The 16,793-nt window shown below is 60.3% G+C and carries 14 protein-coding genes; 1 reads left to right on the forward strand and 13 read right to left on the reverse strand.

Annotation, left to right across the window (positions count from 1 at the left end; translation table 11 throughout):
* Positions 1-14: 14 nt before the first annotated feature.
* The 12 genes from ACIQVE_RS08840 to rfaH form a co-directional block, all read right to left on the reverse strand.
* Positions 15-1,433 carry an oligosaccharide flippase family protein gene (locus tag ACIQVE_RS08840; RefSeq protein ID WP_402806868.1) on the reverse strand — a complete coding sequence of 473 codons (1,419 nt, stop codon included), beginning with the start codon at positions 1,431-1,433 and terminating at the stop codon, positions 15-17.
* Between the two features lie 15 nt (positions 1,434-1,448).
* A complete protein-coding gene (locus tag ACIQVE_RS08845; RefSeq protein WP_402806870.1) occupies positions 1,449-2,384 on the reverse strand; it encodes a glycosyltransferase family 2 protein in 936 nt (311 codons plus the stop codon).
* The gene (locus ACIQVE_RS08850; RefSeq protein ID WP_402806871.1) at positions 2,378-3,694 is read right to left on the reverse strand and encodes an O-antigen ligase family protein; all 1,317 of its coding nucleotides are present in this window, start codon (positions 3,692-3,694) and stop codon (positions 2,378-2,380) included. Before ACIQVE_RS08850 ends, ACIQVE_RS08845 begins: the two co-directional genes overlap by 7 nt.
* Positions 3,691-4,803, reverse strand: a complete 1,113-nt coding sequence (locus ACIQVE_RS08855; RefSeq protein WP_402806874.1) for a glycosyltransferase — start codon at positions 4,801-4,803, stop codon at positions 3,691-3,693. The genes ACIQVE_RS08850 and ACIQVE_RS08855 overlap by 4 nt, the downstream gene beginning before the upstream one ends.
* Positions 4,800-5,873: a glycosyltransferase gene (locus ACIQVE_RS08860; protein ID WP_402806875.1), complete on the reverse strand. Its 1,074-nt coding sequence runs from the start codon at positions 5,871-5,873 to the stop codon at positions 4,800-4,802. Before ACIQVE_RS08860 ends, ACIQVE_RS08855 begins: the two co-directional genes overlap by 4 nt.
* 15 nt (positions 5,874-5,888) lie before the next feature.
* Positions 5,889-6,596: a WecB/TagA/CpsF family glycosyltransferase gene (locus ACIQVE_RS08865; RefSeq protein WP_402806877.1), complete on the reverse strand. Its 708-nt coding sequence runs from the start codon at positions 6,594-6,596 to the stop codon at positions 5,889-5,891.
* Positions 6,593-7,951, reverse strand: a complete 1,359-nt coding sequence (locus tag ACIQVE_RS08870) for a UDP-glucose dehydrogenase family protein (protein WP_402806879.1) — start codon at positions 7,949-7,951, stop codon at positions 6,593-6,595. Before ACIQVE_RS08870 ends, ACIQVE_RS08865 begins: the two co-directional genes overlap by 4 nt.
* Before the next feature lie 49 nt (positions 7,952-8,000).
* On the reverse strand, positions 8,001-9,392 hold the full coding sequence (locus ACIQVE_RS08875) for an undecaprenyl-phosphate glucose phosphotransferase (RefSeq protein WP_402806881.1): 1,392 nt from the start codon (positions 9,390-9,392) through the stop codon (positions 8,001-8,003).
* Positions 9,393-9,483: 91 nt separating this feature from the next.
* Positions 9,484-11,799, reverse strand: a complete 2,316-nt coding sequence (locus ACIQVE_RS08880) for a GumC family protein (RefSeq protein ID WP_402806882.1) — start codon at positions 11,797-11,799, stop codon at positions 9,484-9,486.
* 2 nt (positions 11,800-11,801) lie between these two features.
* Positions 11,802-12,335 carry a polysaccharide biosynthesis/export family protein gene (locus ACIQVE_RS08885; protein WP_402806884.1) on the reverse strand — a complete coding sequence of 178 codons (534 nt, stop codon included), beginning with the start codon at positions 12,333-12,335 and terminating at the stop codon, positions 11,802-11,804.
* Positions 12,336-12,347: 12 nt separating this feature from the next.
* A complete protein-coding gene (locus tag ACIQVE_RS08890; RefSeq protein ID WP_402806887.1) occupies positions 12,348-13,508 on the reverse strand; it encodes an outer membrane beta-barrel protein in 1,161 nt (386 codons plus the stop codon).
* Positions 13,509-13,562: 54 nt separating this feature from the next.
* Entirely contained in the window at positions 13,563-14,081 is a 519-nt protein-coding gene (rfaH, locus tag ACIQVE_RS08895; RefSeq protein WP_402806889.1) for a transcription/translation regulatory transformer protein RfaH, read from the reverse strand.
* Positions 14,082-14,841: 760 nt separating this feature from the next.
* Here rfaH and ACIQVE_RS08900 point away from each other — a divergent pair.
* Positions 14,842-15,816 (forward strand): NAD-dependent epimerase/dehydratase family protein, encoded by a 975-nt coding sequence (locus ACIQVE_RS08900; protein ID WP_402806892.1) that lies wholly within the window; start codon positions 14,842-14,844, stop codon positions 15,814-15,816.
* Here ACIQVE_RS08900 and copD read toward each other — a convergent pair.
* Positions 15,804-16,793, reverse strand: coding sequence for a copper homeostasis membrane protein CopD (gene copD / locus ACIQVE_RS08905; protein ID WP_402806895.1), 990 nt, complete (start codon positions 16,791-16,793; stop codon positions 15,804-15,806). The two genes, ACIQVE_RS08900 and copD, sit on opposite strands and share 13 nt — an antisense overlap.

Here is a 16,793-nt window from a genome sequence, read left to right on the forward strand (position 1 = left end):
AGAGACAACGGCGCTCACCGGGTGGTGAACACCAACTTGAATTCGTGCGGCCAGCGCGGGTGCAACACGCTGTAGACCAAGGCATAGGTCAGGCCGCCGGTGACGATATTGGCGATCAGGTGCAGGTAGCCCGCCAGGCCCGAATGGCTTGATACCCACGACACGACAGCGGCCATCACCAGCGTGGCGATCACGCTGCGGTAAGCGGATTCGAAGAACGTGCGCCAGCCATAACCGATCGCCGTGTTCAGCCCGATCACCTGCAACGGGGTGATCGCGACCATGCGGATCAGCAGCGCAACCGCCGCCGCCATGCCGCCATACACAGGCCCGAGGACATACACCAGCGCCAGTGCCAGCAGCGTGGTGAACACCTCAGCCTTGAGCGTCAGATAGGTGCGATTGACGGCCACCAGCGCCGTGGTTGCATACAGGGCCAGATTGCCCAGCGCGGCGGTGCAGGCCAGCACTTGCAGGAGCCCGACGGCATCGGCCCATTTGGCGCCGAAGATCAGCAGGATGATGTCCTCGGCGGTCAGCGCGATGCCGACAAACAATGGCGTCAGCAGAAAGCCGCTGATGGCCGTGGTGTCGCCGATCAGGCCGACCAGCCGTGACGGTTCGGCGCTGCGCCGGGCGAAGGCCGGCAATGCATAGCTCATCAGGCCGTTGTAGATGGCGGATCGCGGCAGGTCGATGATGCGCATCGCCAGGTTGAACATGCCGACCGCGTGGGCGCCGGCGGTGATACCCAGCACCACGTTGACCCCGCGTTGCAGGGTTTGCGAACTCATGACGTTGATCGCCACCGGCGTGCCTGTGCGCAGCAGATCAAGCAACAGCGGCCCGTCGATAGCGAAGGGAATGCGCCGCCGATCGCCGCGCATCAGCACCACCATCGACACCAGATCCATGATCAGCGCCTGGGCAATCACCGCCCACGGGCCGAACCCCAGCAGCGCAACGGCAATGCCGGTGCCGCCGCCGGCGACTTTGCCCAGCAGCGTGCGTGAGGCCAGTAGCTTGAAGTTGCCACTGCGGCGCATCTGCGCGACGTAGACCCGCGCCATCATGGTGAACAGAATCTTCACCGAGGCGATGGCCGTCATCCATTGCAGCGCTGGTGAAGGCGTATAGAGCATCACGCCCAGCGTGATCACGAGGATCGACGCCAGGCTGATCAGCACCGAAAACCAGAACGCGGTGCTGATGTGTTTGTCTTCCAGGCGTTCAAGCCGGACCAGCGGATCTTCGAGCACCGAGGAGTAAAGAATGCCGACCACCTCGACGATGGCGATGATGATCGTGCCGATGCCAAGCTCCGTCGGCGTGAGCAAATGGGCGTACACGACGAAGGTGATCATCGAGAGGAAAATCAGGCCGAATTTCTCGGTGAAGATCCAGATCAGGGTGGTCAGGCGCCGGTTGGCCATGGCGGGACCTCGGACTCAAGCCGTCCTGCGCAGCGTCTTCGCCAAGGCGTAGACGTAGCGCAGGGTCGGTTTGCCGCGGGAGAAAATCAGCGTCTGCCATGAGTGCTCGAGCATGTTGCGGAACACGTTGATCACATGCGCGTGGTCGCCGCGCCGGGAAGAGGCGCGCAGAAAATCGGCATGATTGGCCAGGACGAAATCGATGCGCTGCTGCTTGCTCATGTGCGCGCCATAGCGTGCGAGAAAGAGCTCGATAAAGTGGACTTTGTACGGGTAGTACTTGCGCGGTTGCGCGGTGATGTTGCCGCTGTTGACGCTGCGTCGCAGCAAAACCTCGGGCACGGTGTGGATCTCCCACTGCTCGGCGATCTGCGTCCATAGCAAGCGGTCTTCGGCATAGCGCAGGGTCTGATCGAAGCCGCCCAACGCAACAACTGCTTCACGCAACACCAGCACGCCGGAGGTGCCGTTGATCACGTTCTCACGCATGAAATCGGCAAAATGATCGCCACCCTTGCACCGGTCCTCGACCTGTCGGGTGCCGTCGCTGTACTCGTTCATCTGGTAGCAATCGATCAGCCCGACCTGGCGTCCATCGCGTGTGAGTTGTTCGTACAGCGCCAGTTGTTTCTGCAGTTTTTCGGGGTGCCATTGGTCATCGGCATCGAGAAACGCGATAAAGGTTTCGGTGGCGCTGAACACTCCCTGATTGCGAGCGGCGGCCGGGCCTTGATTGGCCTGTTGCAGCAGGATCAATTCAAACGGCGCGGCGTAGTCCCTGACGATCTGCGGGCCTTCGTCGCTGGAGCCGTCGTCGATAACGATCACCTTGTCCGGACGTCGGGTTTGCAGGCCGAGCGATGCGAGCGCCGGGCCGATGCTGGCGGCAGCGTTGTACATCGGGATGATCACACACACCGATCCTGACGTTGGCACAGAGCTGTTCAGCATGATGAGAACTCCTTGGCTCGCGCACGGTGGCGCGGGGCGGCGTGGGCATTGGCGCGCGGCAACGGCGCAGGGCGTTTGACGTGGTGATGGCGGAACGACAAGGCGAGGACGCAGAACACCAGGAACTCGGCCGAGCGATAGTTGGGGATCACATAGGCGACGTAGTTGGTGACCGCAAACAAGCCGATGATCACCAGGGCGCAGGCGTGATAACGCGCTGATTGGTCGGCGGTGATCGCCCGGTATTGCTTGCTCAGCGCTTCGGCGAACAGCAGGATCAGCGCGATGAGTTGAATCAGTCCGCCGTTGAGCAGGGTCTCGACATAGCCGCTGTGGGCGTTGCCGATGTAGCCCCAACGGTTGATGAACCCGGTCGCGTCTGCACTGGTCCAGAACGCGCCGAAGCCGTAGCCCTTGAGGAAGCGATCATCGATCAGCGGCCCGAGCAGTTCCCAGATCAACGTGCGGTCGGTGAGTGACGGATCGCGGCCGACGAGTTCCAGCAGCAGCGTGTAATTGCCGTACAGAAACACGCAGATCAGCCCGTACACCACGGTGGCGGCGAAGAACGCCGTGAGCGAACGGTTGATGCGCAACCGGATCAAGGTGAGGAAATACCAGTAGCTCGCGGTGCCGGCGACGATCAGTGCGATCCCGGTGGCGGACTGCGCCAGGCCGATGGCGATCAGGCAAAACGTGGCGTACGCGATGGCCAGTGGATTGCGCTGGCGGATCATCGGCAGCAGTAAAAGAATGGCGATGGCGTTGATCCGCGCACCGGCATTCTTTTCCGGAAAAATACCCTTGAACGCACCGTCACGAATGCCGCCGCTGATAAAGGCGATATCGGGGCGGATGACCGCGAAAATCAGGCCCATCAGTGCCGCTGCGCCAATCACGCAGCCGAGCATGAAGGCGATTCTTTCGAGGCTGTAGTGCCAGGCGATGAAACCTGCGAAAAACACCACGCTGATCATCGCGACGAAGCGTTTCAGGCTCAGGGTCGGGTCGTCGGACCAGCCGATTGAAGCGGCTACGCAGACCAGGAATATCAGCAGGAATGCGTTTTGTCGGTAGAAGCTTTTGCTCAGGAACACCTTGTTGCGGATAAAGAAGAACAGCGGCACCAACAGCGTGATCAAGCCGCAGACCTGGTTGGCGACGTTACCTTCCAGGTCTTTCTGCGCGTCGTCCAGGCTCGCGGCGCTGCCCATCCCGAGAAAGAAAGTGATGATCTGCACGTAGAACAGCACGCCGAAAAGGACGAAGGCATCGCGCAATGTGCAATAGCGGACTTGAAGTCGGTTCATGGCGATGGACTCCCGAGCAACGCCGTCAGGTAGGTTTTAACCGCGCGACCACTGACGAAGCGCGCGGCGGCATCGATGCGCCGTTGGCGGTTGAGCTCACGGGGCAGGGCCAGCTCCAGGCTGATAGCCTGCGCCAGTGCTGCGGGATCATCGATACTGACCAGTGGCGCGACGCTGCCTTCGGCGAGAATTTCTTGAGGCCCATAAGGGCAGCGCGTCGACACCACCGGCGTGCCGGTCGAGAGCGCTTCGACCAGTGCATTCGGGCTGCCCTCGAAGCGTGACGACAGGACGAAACAATCCGCCGCGCCGATCTGCGCCAATGCGTCGCTGGCATAACCCGGCAGGTCGAAGCGCTCGGCGACCCCGAGGGCGTTGGCTTGCGCCAGCAGTTCGGCGCGCAGCGAGCCTTCGCCAAAAATGATCAGCCGAGTGTTGCGATCCGCCAGTCGGGCGAAGGCATCGAGCAACGTATCAAAGCCTTTTTGCCTGGCCAGCCTTCCCACCGCGACGATCACCGGCAGGGTTTTGTTCAGCAGCCAGGGATGAGTTGCGGGCGCCAGTGGCCGCTCGCGAAAGTCGTTGTCGAGCACCGGGTTGTCAGCGGTGGTCACGTCCCGAGTGCGGGCCAGCGTGGTATCGACCAGATCCTGGGCGACACCGCGCGACACGCAGATCACCGGGTTGGGAATCCAGCGGTACAACAGCGGAGCCAACAGGTACGCGAGGCGCACGTGCAGCGCCGGATTGACGTGTTTGTCGCGGGAAAACGCGTTGCGCTCGCTGACGTGTAGTCGCGCCAACGTGCCCGACAGCGTGGCGGCGGCAATGGCAATCACGTTGACATGGGTGAGGGCGGCCAGTTGCGCATCGAAGCGATTGCGCCGCAGGAATCGCGTCAACGCCGGCACAGCGGCAACGCTGCGTGGACTGTGCAGCGACACCTGTTTGACCCGTGGATCGAGCCCCGCCAGGTTGACGCCGCCGCCGGTGAGCATCAGCAGGGTCACGTCGTTGCCGGCCTCGACCAGCGCACCTGCCAGCCGCGCCATCATTTTCTCGGCGCCGCCCGCGCTGAGGTCCTGAAGAATGATCAACAGTTTTTTCATTGATTCCACACCTGATAGTAAGCCTGCGCCGCGTGGTGGCTGGTGTAGGGGCGCACCGCATCCGCGACAGCTTCCCCAGCGGTGGACTTGTCGGTGTTTAGGCTTTGCAGCATGGCCTGGGCCAGCGCCGGCACATCGTTGACCCGCACCAGTTGGCCGATGCGCCCGTGGTCGAGCAATTCACGCGGGCCGGTGGGGCAATCGGTGGCCAGCACCGGTGTACCGAGGGCGAGGGCTTCGACCAGCACGGTCGGCATGCCTTCATGCAACGAACTGAGAATCAGCAGGCGCGCCTGGCGGATCAGCGGATAAGGATTGGCCAAGTGGCCGGTGAAGTGGACCTGGCGCTCGATACCCAGACGTCGCGCCTGCTCCTCCAGTTCGCCACGCAGCGGGCCGTCCCCGGCAATTACCAGATACGGCACTGTGGCCTGACGTGCCGCCAGCGCATAAGCGTCCAGCATTACGTGGAAGCCCTTGAGTTCCACCAGCCGACCGACGCCCAACCAGTACCGCGCCGGCACATCGGCGGGCAGCGGCGCTTGCGCGGCGTTGAGCAACTGCTCGGTGACCACCGCATTCGGGCAATAGCGAATCCGTCGGCGACCCCAGGGCATCAGACCGGTCAGCGCCTGGCGCAGACCGAGCGAGACCGCCACGACTTTGCCGCTACCGCACAGGTACAGCGCGTACAACAGGCGCAGGCTGCGCACGCCAGTCTGTTGTTCGGAACAATTGAGGTCGGTGTGCCGGGTGTAGATGACCTTGCACGGCGTGCCGAGCGTGGCGAGCCAGGTGCACAGATTGGCCTGCTCCTTGGCGCCGATCAGGTGCGTGACGTTTTCGCGCAGAATCAACCGGCGCAGCAACACCACCGAGCGCAGCAAACCGGTGAAACCACTGCCACCGCCGGCAATCGTCGGCACCTCGTCGTTGTCCGGTCGTTCGCCGTTCATGATGAAGAAGCTGACGCGGCGACCGTCCTTGAGAAATTGCCCGGCCAAGCGTTGCTGCACGCACTCGACGCCACCACCGGTCTTGAAATCTTTGAGCGTGAAGAGGATATGCATGGTCATTCCCGGCGCTCAGGGCGCAGTGATGTCGATGGCGACTTTGTGCCGAACGATCATCTCGGCCAGATGCAAGAAGTTGCGTGGGTAGTCGAGCAAGTAGCGCTTGATGGTGTGCGGCTCGCGGTACATGCGGTAGAACGCGCGCAGGTGCAGGCGATTGATGGCTGCGGGGTAGTAGCACTCGCTGGCGGTGGCTTCCTGACGGATGAAGCCGCCGCAGGTGAAGGCCACACCGGCGAAACCTGCGTTCAGCGCATCGATCACGAAGCGTTCTTGCAGACCCGCACCGAGCCCGACCAACAACAGGTTTGCCCCGGTGTTGCGGATGTCGGCATGCAGGTGCGCCGCTTGCGGCTGATTGAAATAGCCGTTGTGGGCACCGGCAATAATCAGCTGCGGATAACGCCCGCGTAGCTTGCCGATGAACGCCTCAAGCTCGGCTTGCGTGGCGCCGACGATGTACACCCGCAAGTGCTGCTGTTCGGCATCGCGCAACACCGGGTCGGCAATCGAGGTGAAATCGAAACTGACCCGCTGCACCGGTTGGCCGGTGACCCGCGACATGAATCCCGACATCAACATGCCGTCGCAGAAGTAGGCGACGGAGGGCGGCGGCTGGCGGATAAAACTGCCGATCGAAGCAAAATTGATAAACGAAAATGCGCGGTTGCCCATCAGCAGATTCGGCGAGTAATGCCCCATCAAGGCTAGCCGGATCATGACGCGTCATCCGGTTCCAGCGCCTGCTGGGTTTGGCGGCCAACCGAGACGTAGGTGAAGCCGCGCTTGCTCATGCGTTGCGGTTCGTACAGGTTGCGGCCGTCGAAAATCAGCGGCTGCTTGAGTTGGCGCTTGAGCAGGTCGAAGTCCGGTGCGCGGAACAATGTCCACTCCGTGATGATGACCAACGCGTCGGCGTTTTTAAGCGCCGCTTCCTTGGTACCAGCGAGGGTAAAGTCATCGCGGGCGCCGTATAAGCGCTGGGCTTCTTCCATGGCTTTGGGGTCATAGGCCTGGACGTTGGCGCCTGCCCGCCACAGGGCTTCCATCAGCACGCGGCTCGGCGCCTCGCGGATGTCATCGGTGTTGGGTTTGAAACTCAAGCCCCACAACGCGAAGGTCTTGCCTTGCAGCGCACCGTTGAAGTGATCGGAGATTTTGCGAAACAGCGTGGTTTTCTGTTCGTTGTTGCGCGAGTCGACGGCTTTGAGCAGCCGCGCATCGATGTCCACGCCTTCAGCGGTGTGGATCAGCGCCTTCACGTCTTTGGGGAAACACGAGCCGCCGTAGCCGATGCCGGGGTAGATAAATTGATACCCGATGCGCGGATCGGAGCCGATGCCGTGGCGGACCATTTCGATGTCGGCACCCAGTTTTTCGGCAAGATTGGCCATCTCGTTCATGAAGCTGATCTTGGTCGCGAGCATGCAATTGGCGGCGTACTTGGTCAGTTCGGCGCTGCGCACGTCCATCACGATGATCTTTTCGCGGTTGCGATTGAACGGCTCGTACAACTCGCGCATCACCTCTTCGGCATGCGGGCTGTCGGTGCCGATGATGATCCGGTCGGGGCGCATGCAGTCGTCGACCGCGCAGCCTTCCTTGAGAAATTCCGGATTGGAGACGACATCGAACGTCAGGTCGGCGCGGTCGCTTTCCTCCAGTGCCTGGGTGATGCACTCGCGGACTCGGTCTGCGGTGCCGACCGGCACGGTCGACTTGTCGACAATGATCGCGTGGCGTTGCAGGTTCAGGCCGATGGTGCGCGCTACGCTCAACACGTGCCGCAAATCGGCCGAGCCGTCCTCGTCGGGCGGCGTGCCGACGGCGATCAGCAGCACGTCGCCATGGCGCACCGCTTCCGCGAGGTCGGTGCCGAAGCGCAGTCGCCCGCTCTGGTGGTTGTCTCGCACCAGCGTTCTCAGGCCCGGCTCGTAGATCGGCAGCGTGCCGCTTTCGAGCGCTTGCACCTTGGCGGCGTCAACATCCACGCACAGCACGTCGTGCCCGACCTGCGCCAACGCGGCGCCCTGAACCAGTCCCACATAGCCGATGCCGAATACGCTCACATTCATGGGTAAACCTCGGTAGGTCGTGTTGACGGCCCGGGAACCGGGCACGCGCTCAGTAGATGTTTTTGGAGAACAGCGAGAGGGGGGTCTTGACCAGAATCTTGATGTCGAGCCACAGCGACCATTGGTTGATGTAGTTCAGGTCCTGGGCGACCCGCAGTTGCATCTTTTCCAGGGTTTCGGTTTCGCCGCGGTGCCCGGTGATCTGCGCCAGCCCGGTGATGCCGGGCTTGAGGCGATGGCGGGCCATGTAGGCGCGCACCTTGCCGGTGTAATAGATGTTGTGCGTGACGGCATGCGGCCGCGGACCGACCAGCGCCATGTGCCCGAGCAACACGTTGAACAGTTGTGGCAATTCGTCGATGGAACTGCGGCGCAGGAAACGCCCCAGTGGCGTCACGCGGTCGTCGTCGCGGCTGGCCTGACGCACCTCTTGATCGTCGTGGACACGCATAGAGCGAAACTTCCAGACCTTGATCACTTCGCCGTCGCAGCCGTGGCGGTTTTGCTTGAACAGCACCGGCCCCGGCGAGGAGCACTTCACGGCAATCGCCACGCCCAGCAGTAGCGGGCTGAGCACGATCAGCGCCATGGCAGCCAGGCTGCGTTCGAACAAATCCTTGCAGAACAGGCTGCCGGGGTGGGAGGTGATGAGGCTTTCGTTGAGATAGATCGCGGGCATCCGCTCGATTTCCGAGATCGAGTGGTTGAGCAAGACCATGCTGCCGAAATCGGGGATCCAGACCACGTCGACGTTAATGTCGAGCAAGTCGATGTACAGGGCTTCGATCGTGGCGGCGTCGGCCATCGGCAACACGATGTAGACCCGGCGCGCTTCGAGGCGAGTGATGATTTCGCGGATATCGTCGACATGCCCCAGCAGCGGCAGGATGCTGGGCGCCGGGCGAACCATGGGCGTGGCCGATACAAAACCCAGCAGTAACGTGCGGTCGGGCTGAATGAGTTTTTTCGCTAACTCATGCGCTGTCGAGCAGGTGCCGATGATCACCGAACGGCGGTCGTTGCGGCTCAGCCGCGTATACAGTCGCACCACAAAATGCAGCGGCAGGAAGCTGCACATCTGCACCGCAAATCCGCCGATGGCCCAGACCAGCATTACCTGCCGTGAATACAGGGCACTGGTCTGCGTGACGAAGGCGATGGTGCTCAGCACTGCGAGCAAAATCAGCCACCCGGCCAACAATCGACTGAGCCCGGCCAGCAACCCATGGCGCTTGTGATAGACCTGCATCAGGCTGTACGTCGGCACCGATCCGAGAATCGTCAGGATCATCAGCACGCGGTATTCGCTGGGCAGGCTGCCCACCCGCCATTGCACCAGCAGGATCAGCAACAGGTTGACCAGGGTCATCGCGCACAGCCATTGGCCCCAGAATGTCAGGCCTCGGCGGTGGGTCATTTGAACGGTATTGAGCGGCGTCATCGACTCGGCCTCACAAAAAAGGAACGAACGGACCCCTGTGGCGAGGGCGCAAGCGCTCTCGCCACCAAGGTTTTCTCAAACAGGTAAAGAGCTAGCGGGGGGCGAAGTCGTAGTCGTAGAAGGAGCGCGAATGGCTGTGGCCGTATTTTCGCGCTTTACGTAAATCGACCTGGTTGAGCACCACGCCGAACACCGAAGCCTGGCTTTGCTGAAGAACCGAGAGCCCTTTTTGCACTTGCGCGACCGGGGTGCTTTCGGCTTTCACCACGTAGATGACGGCATCCGAATGCTTGGCCAGCAACAGGGCGTCGCTGACCATTTCGGCCGGTGGCGAATCGATGATGATGTATTGGTAGCGGCCCTTGAGTGCCTGCAACATGCGCCCCAGACGCGGCGAACTCAGCAGATCCTGCGCTGGCGGCCGGTGCGCCGAGCCGTACGCGGCCTGGGCCGAAGGCAGGCGAGGGGCGTCGAACGGATCGAGCGGGGACAACGTCAGGCTGCCGGCCGGTAACATGTCGAGATTGCCCACCGTGCGGATGCAGTCTTCGAGCTTGGCGGTGCCGGCGATCACATTCGCCAGGCCTGGATTTTCCGGCGGGAAATCGAAGTTCAGCGACAGCGTGGGCTGACGCATATCAGCGTCGATCAACAGCACCCGCTCCAGTGACGTGAGCGAGCAGGCGAGGTTGTTGGCGATGGTGCTTTTGCCTTCACCGGCCACGGATGAGGTGACAAGCACCACCTGCGCCGGTGCCTCGGTGTTTTGCAGCATGAGCCAGGTGCGCAGGTTGCGGATGGTTTCGCAGAATCGCGGGTTGTCGTTGTCCTCGAACAGTCGCGCCAGTTGCCGACGGCTCTTCTTCGTCACCAGTGGCACTACGCTGAGCAGCGGCACGCCGAGGGTGCTTTCGATGGTTTCGTCGCTCTTGAAGGTGTTGCTCAGGGTTTCCAGCAAGAAGGCCAGCGCAACCCCGATGACGGCGGCGACCAGCGCCACAATGGCGAGGATCAGGGATTTGCGCGGTTTGCTCGCTTCGGTCGGCACAATCGCTGCGTCGACGATTCGCGCCTTGGCCGAATCCATGTCGGAGGTGGCGGCGGTTTCCTTCAGACGCGTGACGAAGGTTTCGTAAAGTGCCCGGGTGCTGTCGACCTCGCGCTGGTATTCGCGCAGCTGGAATTCCTTGCGCGAGATGTCCTGGATCTGCGCCTTGTTGGTGTTGAAGGATTGGCGCAGCGCACCTTCGCTGGCGACGGCGAGTTGGTACTGGCGCTCGATGCCGGCAACCACTTGCTGCACTTGCAGTCGCAAGCTGCTGGCGGCGGTACGCAATTCGGTCTGGGCCGACACCAGCGACGGGTGTTTCGGCCCATAGCGCCCGGACAATTCCTCGACCTTGGCTTGCGCCTTGGCCAGATCAGCCTGGAATTGCTGGATCAACGGGTTGCTCAACACCGCCGGCACGCTGGACAGTCGGCTGATATCGCCATTGCTCAACGACTGCGCCTGACGGAACTGGCTTTCGGCTTCGGCACGATTGCGCCGCGCATCGATCATCCGGTTGCCGGTCATCTGCAATTCGTTGGCGCTGATGGTGGCGACGCCGTCGACGTCTACAAGGCCCTGTTCCTCGCGATAACCCTGCAGCTTGTTTTCAGCAGTGCGCAGGTTATTGCGCAGTTCGACCAGACGGGTGTTCATCCAACTGGTGTTGTTTTGCGAGGACTTGAGGCTGGTGTCCTGCTGGCTGTCGATAAAACCCTGGGCCAGTGCATTGGCGGCGGCGGCCGCGAGCGCGGGGTCGGGTAACTCGACTTCAATTTCGATCAACTGGCTCTTGCCGACAAACTTGACGCTGGTGTGCAGCATCAGGTTCTGCGTGACGGCATTGAAAGCGTCCTCTTCGGTCAGTGCAGGCTTGGGCGCAGGCAAGAATTCCAGCCATGGCAGCCACTCACCGCGATTGAGGTCGGCCAGCCATTGGCGTGGTGCGAACCAGGATTTCGGTTGCTGACGCGGGTCAGTGATCGGGTTCGTGGTCAGGCCAAGCTTCTTCACGGCCCGTTCGGCGAGATCCCGCGATTGCAGCAACGCCTGTTGCGTCTGCAAGTAATCAGTGGTGGTTGAACCACCGGATTCGACGTTCTGCTGAAAACTCATGACCGGCGGCGTCTTGTCCTTGATCAGCAGGGTCGTGCTGCCGACGTATTGCGGCGTGATCATGGACAGTGCGGCCGCTGCCAGTGCGCAGCAGAGCAACACCAGAAGGGCGATATTCCACTTCGCGGCCCAGACGGTTCGCCAGAGCTGAAGCAGGTCCAGGGTGTCCGACTCTTCGTTATGCGACGCACGCAAGTGCGCCTGGAGGGGACGTTCGACGTAGGTGCTAGGGCTGTTGTCCATGATTAGAAAAACCCCTGTGCAATGGAAATGGTGTCACCCGGGCTGATGACCGTGGTGCGGCTGATGTCGTCGATCACGGGCGGACCACCCACGCCGCGCAGGATGGTCACGCGTTTCATCGAGGCGCGTTCGGTCAGGCCACCGCCCAGGGCAATGGCTTTTTCAAGCGTGAGCCCTGGCTGAAACGCATAGCTGCCGGGTTTTTGCACTTCACCATTGATGTAGAACGGTCGGTATTCGATCTGGCTGAGGCTGACCTTGGGGTCGACCAGATAGCCTTGCTTGAGGCCCTCGACGATCTTGCGCTCGACCTGATTGGGGGTCAGGCCCTGGGCGACGACTTCTCCCAGAAACGGGTACGAAAACGTGCCGGAATCGTTAAGGCGAATCTTCTTGAAACTCAGCTCCGGCTCGCCGAACACGGTGATGCGCAAGACATCGCCGGCCGCGAGTTTGTAATCGGTAAGGGTTTCGGCGGCGTGGGCTGCGGGAGTCAGCCACACCAGCAATAACAGGAAAACGATGCGCGCATTCATGGGCCTGGCCTCTTAGAGACTGACGTCGAAACTGATCTGGAAGACGTTGCGGGTGAAGCTTTCGTTGTCGGCGTCCGAGTCGTTGTCGCGGAATCGGTAACCGAGTTCGATGTCCAGCCAGCGGCGCATCTTGTAGATCACCGCCAGGTTGTAGTCCTGAAGATTGTCGCTGCGCGACTGACCCTCGTAGTCGTAGCGGCCCATACCGGCCTGAGCCACGGTGGTGATGCGTTCCGTCCAGCCATGGCGCCAGCCGACCTGGGTGAAGGTCGACTTGACGGCATCAGCGCCGTCGTCGCCTTCGGCCATGGCCTGTCGGGCCAGAAAGGTGAAGGTCGAGTAGGTGCGCGGTTTCCATTGCAGATCCACTTGCCAGGTGGGATTGCTCAAGTCGCTGGCGCCGCTTTCGTCGAAATCCTTGCGCTCATAACCGAGCTTGAGTTTGCCGGTGGTACGGGCGCTCATGTCCCATTCGGCGCCACCGAGCAACGCATTGGATCGGCTGCTGCGAGTGCTGTCCGATTGCAAGTAGTCGAACCGCGTGTGGTCGTATTCGAGCAGGCCGCGCGTATTGCTGCCGAGGCGGTGGTACCAGGTGCTGGAAAAGCCGCTGGTGTTGCGCTCTTTGTCGTCGTTGATGCCACCGCCGTTGTCGTAGCGCAGTTGCGCATAACTGGCGCCGAGGTCGATCTGGTTGGCGGCGGTTTTGGCCCCGAAGGTGTACACGCCATTGACCCGCGTACTTTCGATCTTGTCGTTGATGCCGTCGACGGCCGTCGAGGTCGTGCGTTCGTACTTGCGTGCTTCAGCTTCGAGTTTCAGCCGATGGCGATCGGTAAACTCCATGATGCTGTCGGCGCGCAGGCGCTGGGCGGTGTTCGAGGCATCGTCATCTTGGTGATAGATGTAGCGCGTGGGCTCCCAGATCACCCGCGTCGCACTGTTGCGGTCTTCAGCCTTGAGCTCGAAATAGGGTGCCAGCCGAGTGACCATCGTCGATTGAGCATCGTGTTCAAGCTCACGAAAGTTATCGTCGTAGCTTTCCGACAAACCGAACTTCGGTATGAAGTCGAAGCCGTAGACATTGATGGCTTGTGGCTCCACGCACCAGGCCACTTCGGGGTACAGAAAGGCCAAGAGCAGGGCAGCGGGGCAGCGAGAATTCAGGGCCATGGTTCTTGGTCCGCAAAGTGGGTATCGGCGTGTGACTGAGGGGGATTGCGGGCGTTAGTGTCGTTGTCGCTCAAGCAGGCACAGCGGTACGCGCACAGGCTGTTGCCGGTTGAGAAACTGCAACAGAATCATGACGCGCTCAGGACCCAGCATTGACAGGTAGACACCTTCAAGCGGTGCCAGCGAGCCTTGAACGATGTGCAAGGTTTCGCCGGGTTCGAGCGTGTCGGGAGGGGGGGATTCAAGCGATGTCACACTGCGCTCGCGCAGGTGTTCGATCACCTGATCGTTGACGATGGCGGGCACATGATTGAATTCGACGATGCGGCTGACACCACGCGTTGAACGGATCGGGCCCCAGTTGTCATCGCCGCTGAGCTGGATGAACAGGTAACCCGGAAACAGTGATTCGACGACCTTGTGCCGCTTGCCCCGCACGATGCGTTCGCTCATCAATTGAGGCCGAAACGTCGCGTAATCCTGCGCAAGCAAATTGAATTGAGCCCGCTCATCCTGGCGCGGCTTGCACTGCAATAAATACCAGTTAGACCCATTACGGCGACCTGCTTGCATGCTGGAGTACTCCATACATAGCGAAAGTGTAAGCATGCCGAACGCACACACGTCAGTGCGTATTCATGCTTGCTGGTAGCTAGTAGGCTGATCAAGGCCAAGATGGCGAAGCCAGATGCGTCACATGTTTTTATTGGCAGGGTAAGTGTTTCAGAAATGAATCACTTGGGGGCGTGCTTTAGTTATAGGCCGGGTTGTCTTGGGTATAAACAGACGCTAGCTTTCGTTTGGGCAAAGCTACCGCACGGTTTGCACCTGCAACCTTTTGGAGACGTTTGTTAGATGACTGGCTGGCAACTAACGGCGGAAGATTTCACGGTTCCGGCGCAAGTGGGTCAGACAGTGCCTAGTTATCGGCCACTCCTGATCTGCTGTCAAATACTAACAGTCAAAAAAAACGCCATTTATCCAGTTCTCTTTTTCCAATTTGTAAGTCACTGAGTTATATATGGTTTTCTATTCTGAAAATATATAAAACTTTTTTGATCGCCAGCGGTCCTTCCGATTTTAGGGTTTTGGATGATGTCGAATTGATTACAAACATGGACTTCCTCGTTAACGGGTGAGATCACCCAACTGTTACATTTCTTCGGTGTGCATGAAGTTTTGGATCCTTGATATCAACTCTGCTATACCTCACAACTTCCAGTAGTTGTCATTTGCTGTACGGCATGTGTGGATTAGTGGCGTCAAAGTATTGCCACTGTTTGTTCTGATCGCTGATTCACTCACGAACCAAGTACTAAGGGGAAGCATTGCCATGACTATTCTCGTGACCGGTGCTGCCGGGTTTATTGGCTATCACACGGTTAAACGCTTGATTAAAGACGGAATTGAAGTTGTCGGGATCGATAACCTCAATGCGTACTATGACGTCACGCTCAAACAGGCACGACTCGCTGCATTACAGTCTTTACCAGGCTTTGAATTTCACGAAATGGACATTGTCGACAAACCTGCACTGATGGCGCTGTTCCAACAGCATCGCTTTGAATGCGTCGTTCATCTGGCGGCGCAGGCTGGCGTCAGGTATTCACTGGACCAACCGGACGTCTACGGGCAATCGAATCTGGTGGGTTTTCTGAATGTGCTTGAGGCCTGTCGGCAGTTCCCCCCGGAGCATCTGATCTACGCGTCTAGCAGTTCGGTGTACGGCGCCAACCATAAAATGCCGTTCCACGAAGGCGACCCGGTCGAGCAGCCGGTTTCGCTCTATGCCGCGACCAAGCGCGCCAATGAATTGCTGGCTTACAGCTACTGCCATCTCTATGGACTGCGCGCCACCGGGCTACGTTTTTTCACGGTGTACGGGCCTTGGGGGCGGCCCGACATGGCGCTGTTCAAATTTACCCAGGCGATGATCGAAGGGCGCCCCATCGATATCTATAACGAAGGGCAAATGGCCCGGGATTTCACTTACATCGACGACATTGTCGAGTCCATTCGGCGCTTGCTGAGCAAGCCCCCGGAGGGCACGGAAGGGCGCGGCGCCAATCGGTTGTTCAATATTGGACGCGGCAGTCCGGTCGCGCTTCTGGCGTTTGTCGAGTGCCTGGAGCAAGCGCTGGGCATCGAGGCCCAGCGCAATTATCTGCCGCTGCAAGAAGGCGATGTGGTCAAGACCTGGGCGGACGTCTCGGCGCTCAGCGCGTGTATCGACTTCAGCCCGCAAGTGGCGGTTGATGTGGGGGTGGAGGCTTTTGTTCGGTGGTATCGGTCGTATTACCGGGTTTGAGCGAGGCAGAGATCATTGTCAAAAGTTGTGGAAGCCTTTACTGCGCTTATTGATGTCTCCATGTCGGGGCTCAGGGTGCCTAACCAAGCCACTAGTGCGACAATCAAAACCGCTGTCGACAGCTCGACCAACACGCTGCGCCTTAACGCATTCGCCGCCACTCGATACTCACCCTCTCGCAACGCCCGCTGCAAGAGCGGGCCAAGGTGAAGTCGGTTCAGTGCGGCCAGCACCAGCATCCCGGCAAACAACCCCACTTTGATGATCAGCAACGTCCCGTAGGCGCTGAGGGCAACGTCATCGAGTGTTGGCCCGACGATGAACAGGTAGTTGACGACGCCTGTGACCGTGATGACAACTACGATCAAAGCGCCCACTGATTCGAATCGGGCGACGGCCCGAGTGAGCAATCTGATGCGCTCCTCGGTTTGTAGCGTGTCGGGTTTGGCCATCAGCGCAAAAGCGACCAATGCGCCGAACCAGGCTCCTGCCGCCAGCAGGTGCAGGATGTCCGTTGCAAAATGCCAAAAACGACGACTGCCTTCATCCATTGCCCCGTGACCATTCCAGGCCAGACTGGCGAGGGCAACCCCGCCCGCAATAGCGGCGACCACCAGGCTAACGCCAGGCGCACGCAGGTTGGGCATCACCGCTAAACCGCCAACGATCAACGCGATGATCCGCACGACCCAGGCTAACCCTACGTCCGTCTCAACGACCATCATTTCAATATGCGGACGCAACTCGGCGAAGTCCGACTCGCCGCTCATGGTGCTCGCCATCATCACCATGCTGGCGACAGACAGCAGCACACCCAGCGCCGTCGTCCCCGCCAGCATGGACCGAAACGGCAACACGACACCCGACACCCGCTCTCGTCCTTTAAGGCTGTACAAGCCGAAGAGCGCCACGCCAAAGAGCAGCATCAAATCCAGGTACAAGCCGAACCGCAGGGCAATGCTGGCCCAATCGCTCAT

The organism is Pseudomonas sp. NPDC098747 (assembly GCF_044760045.1).
Taxonomy (GTDB): Bacteria; Pseudomonadota; Gammaproteobacteria; order Pseudomonadales; family Pseudomonadaceae; genus Aquipseudomonas.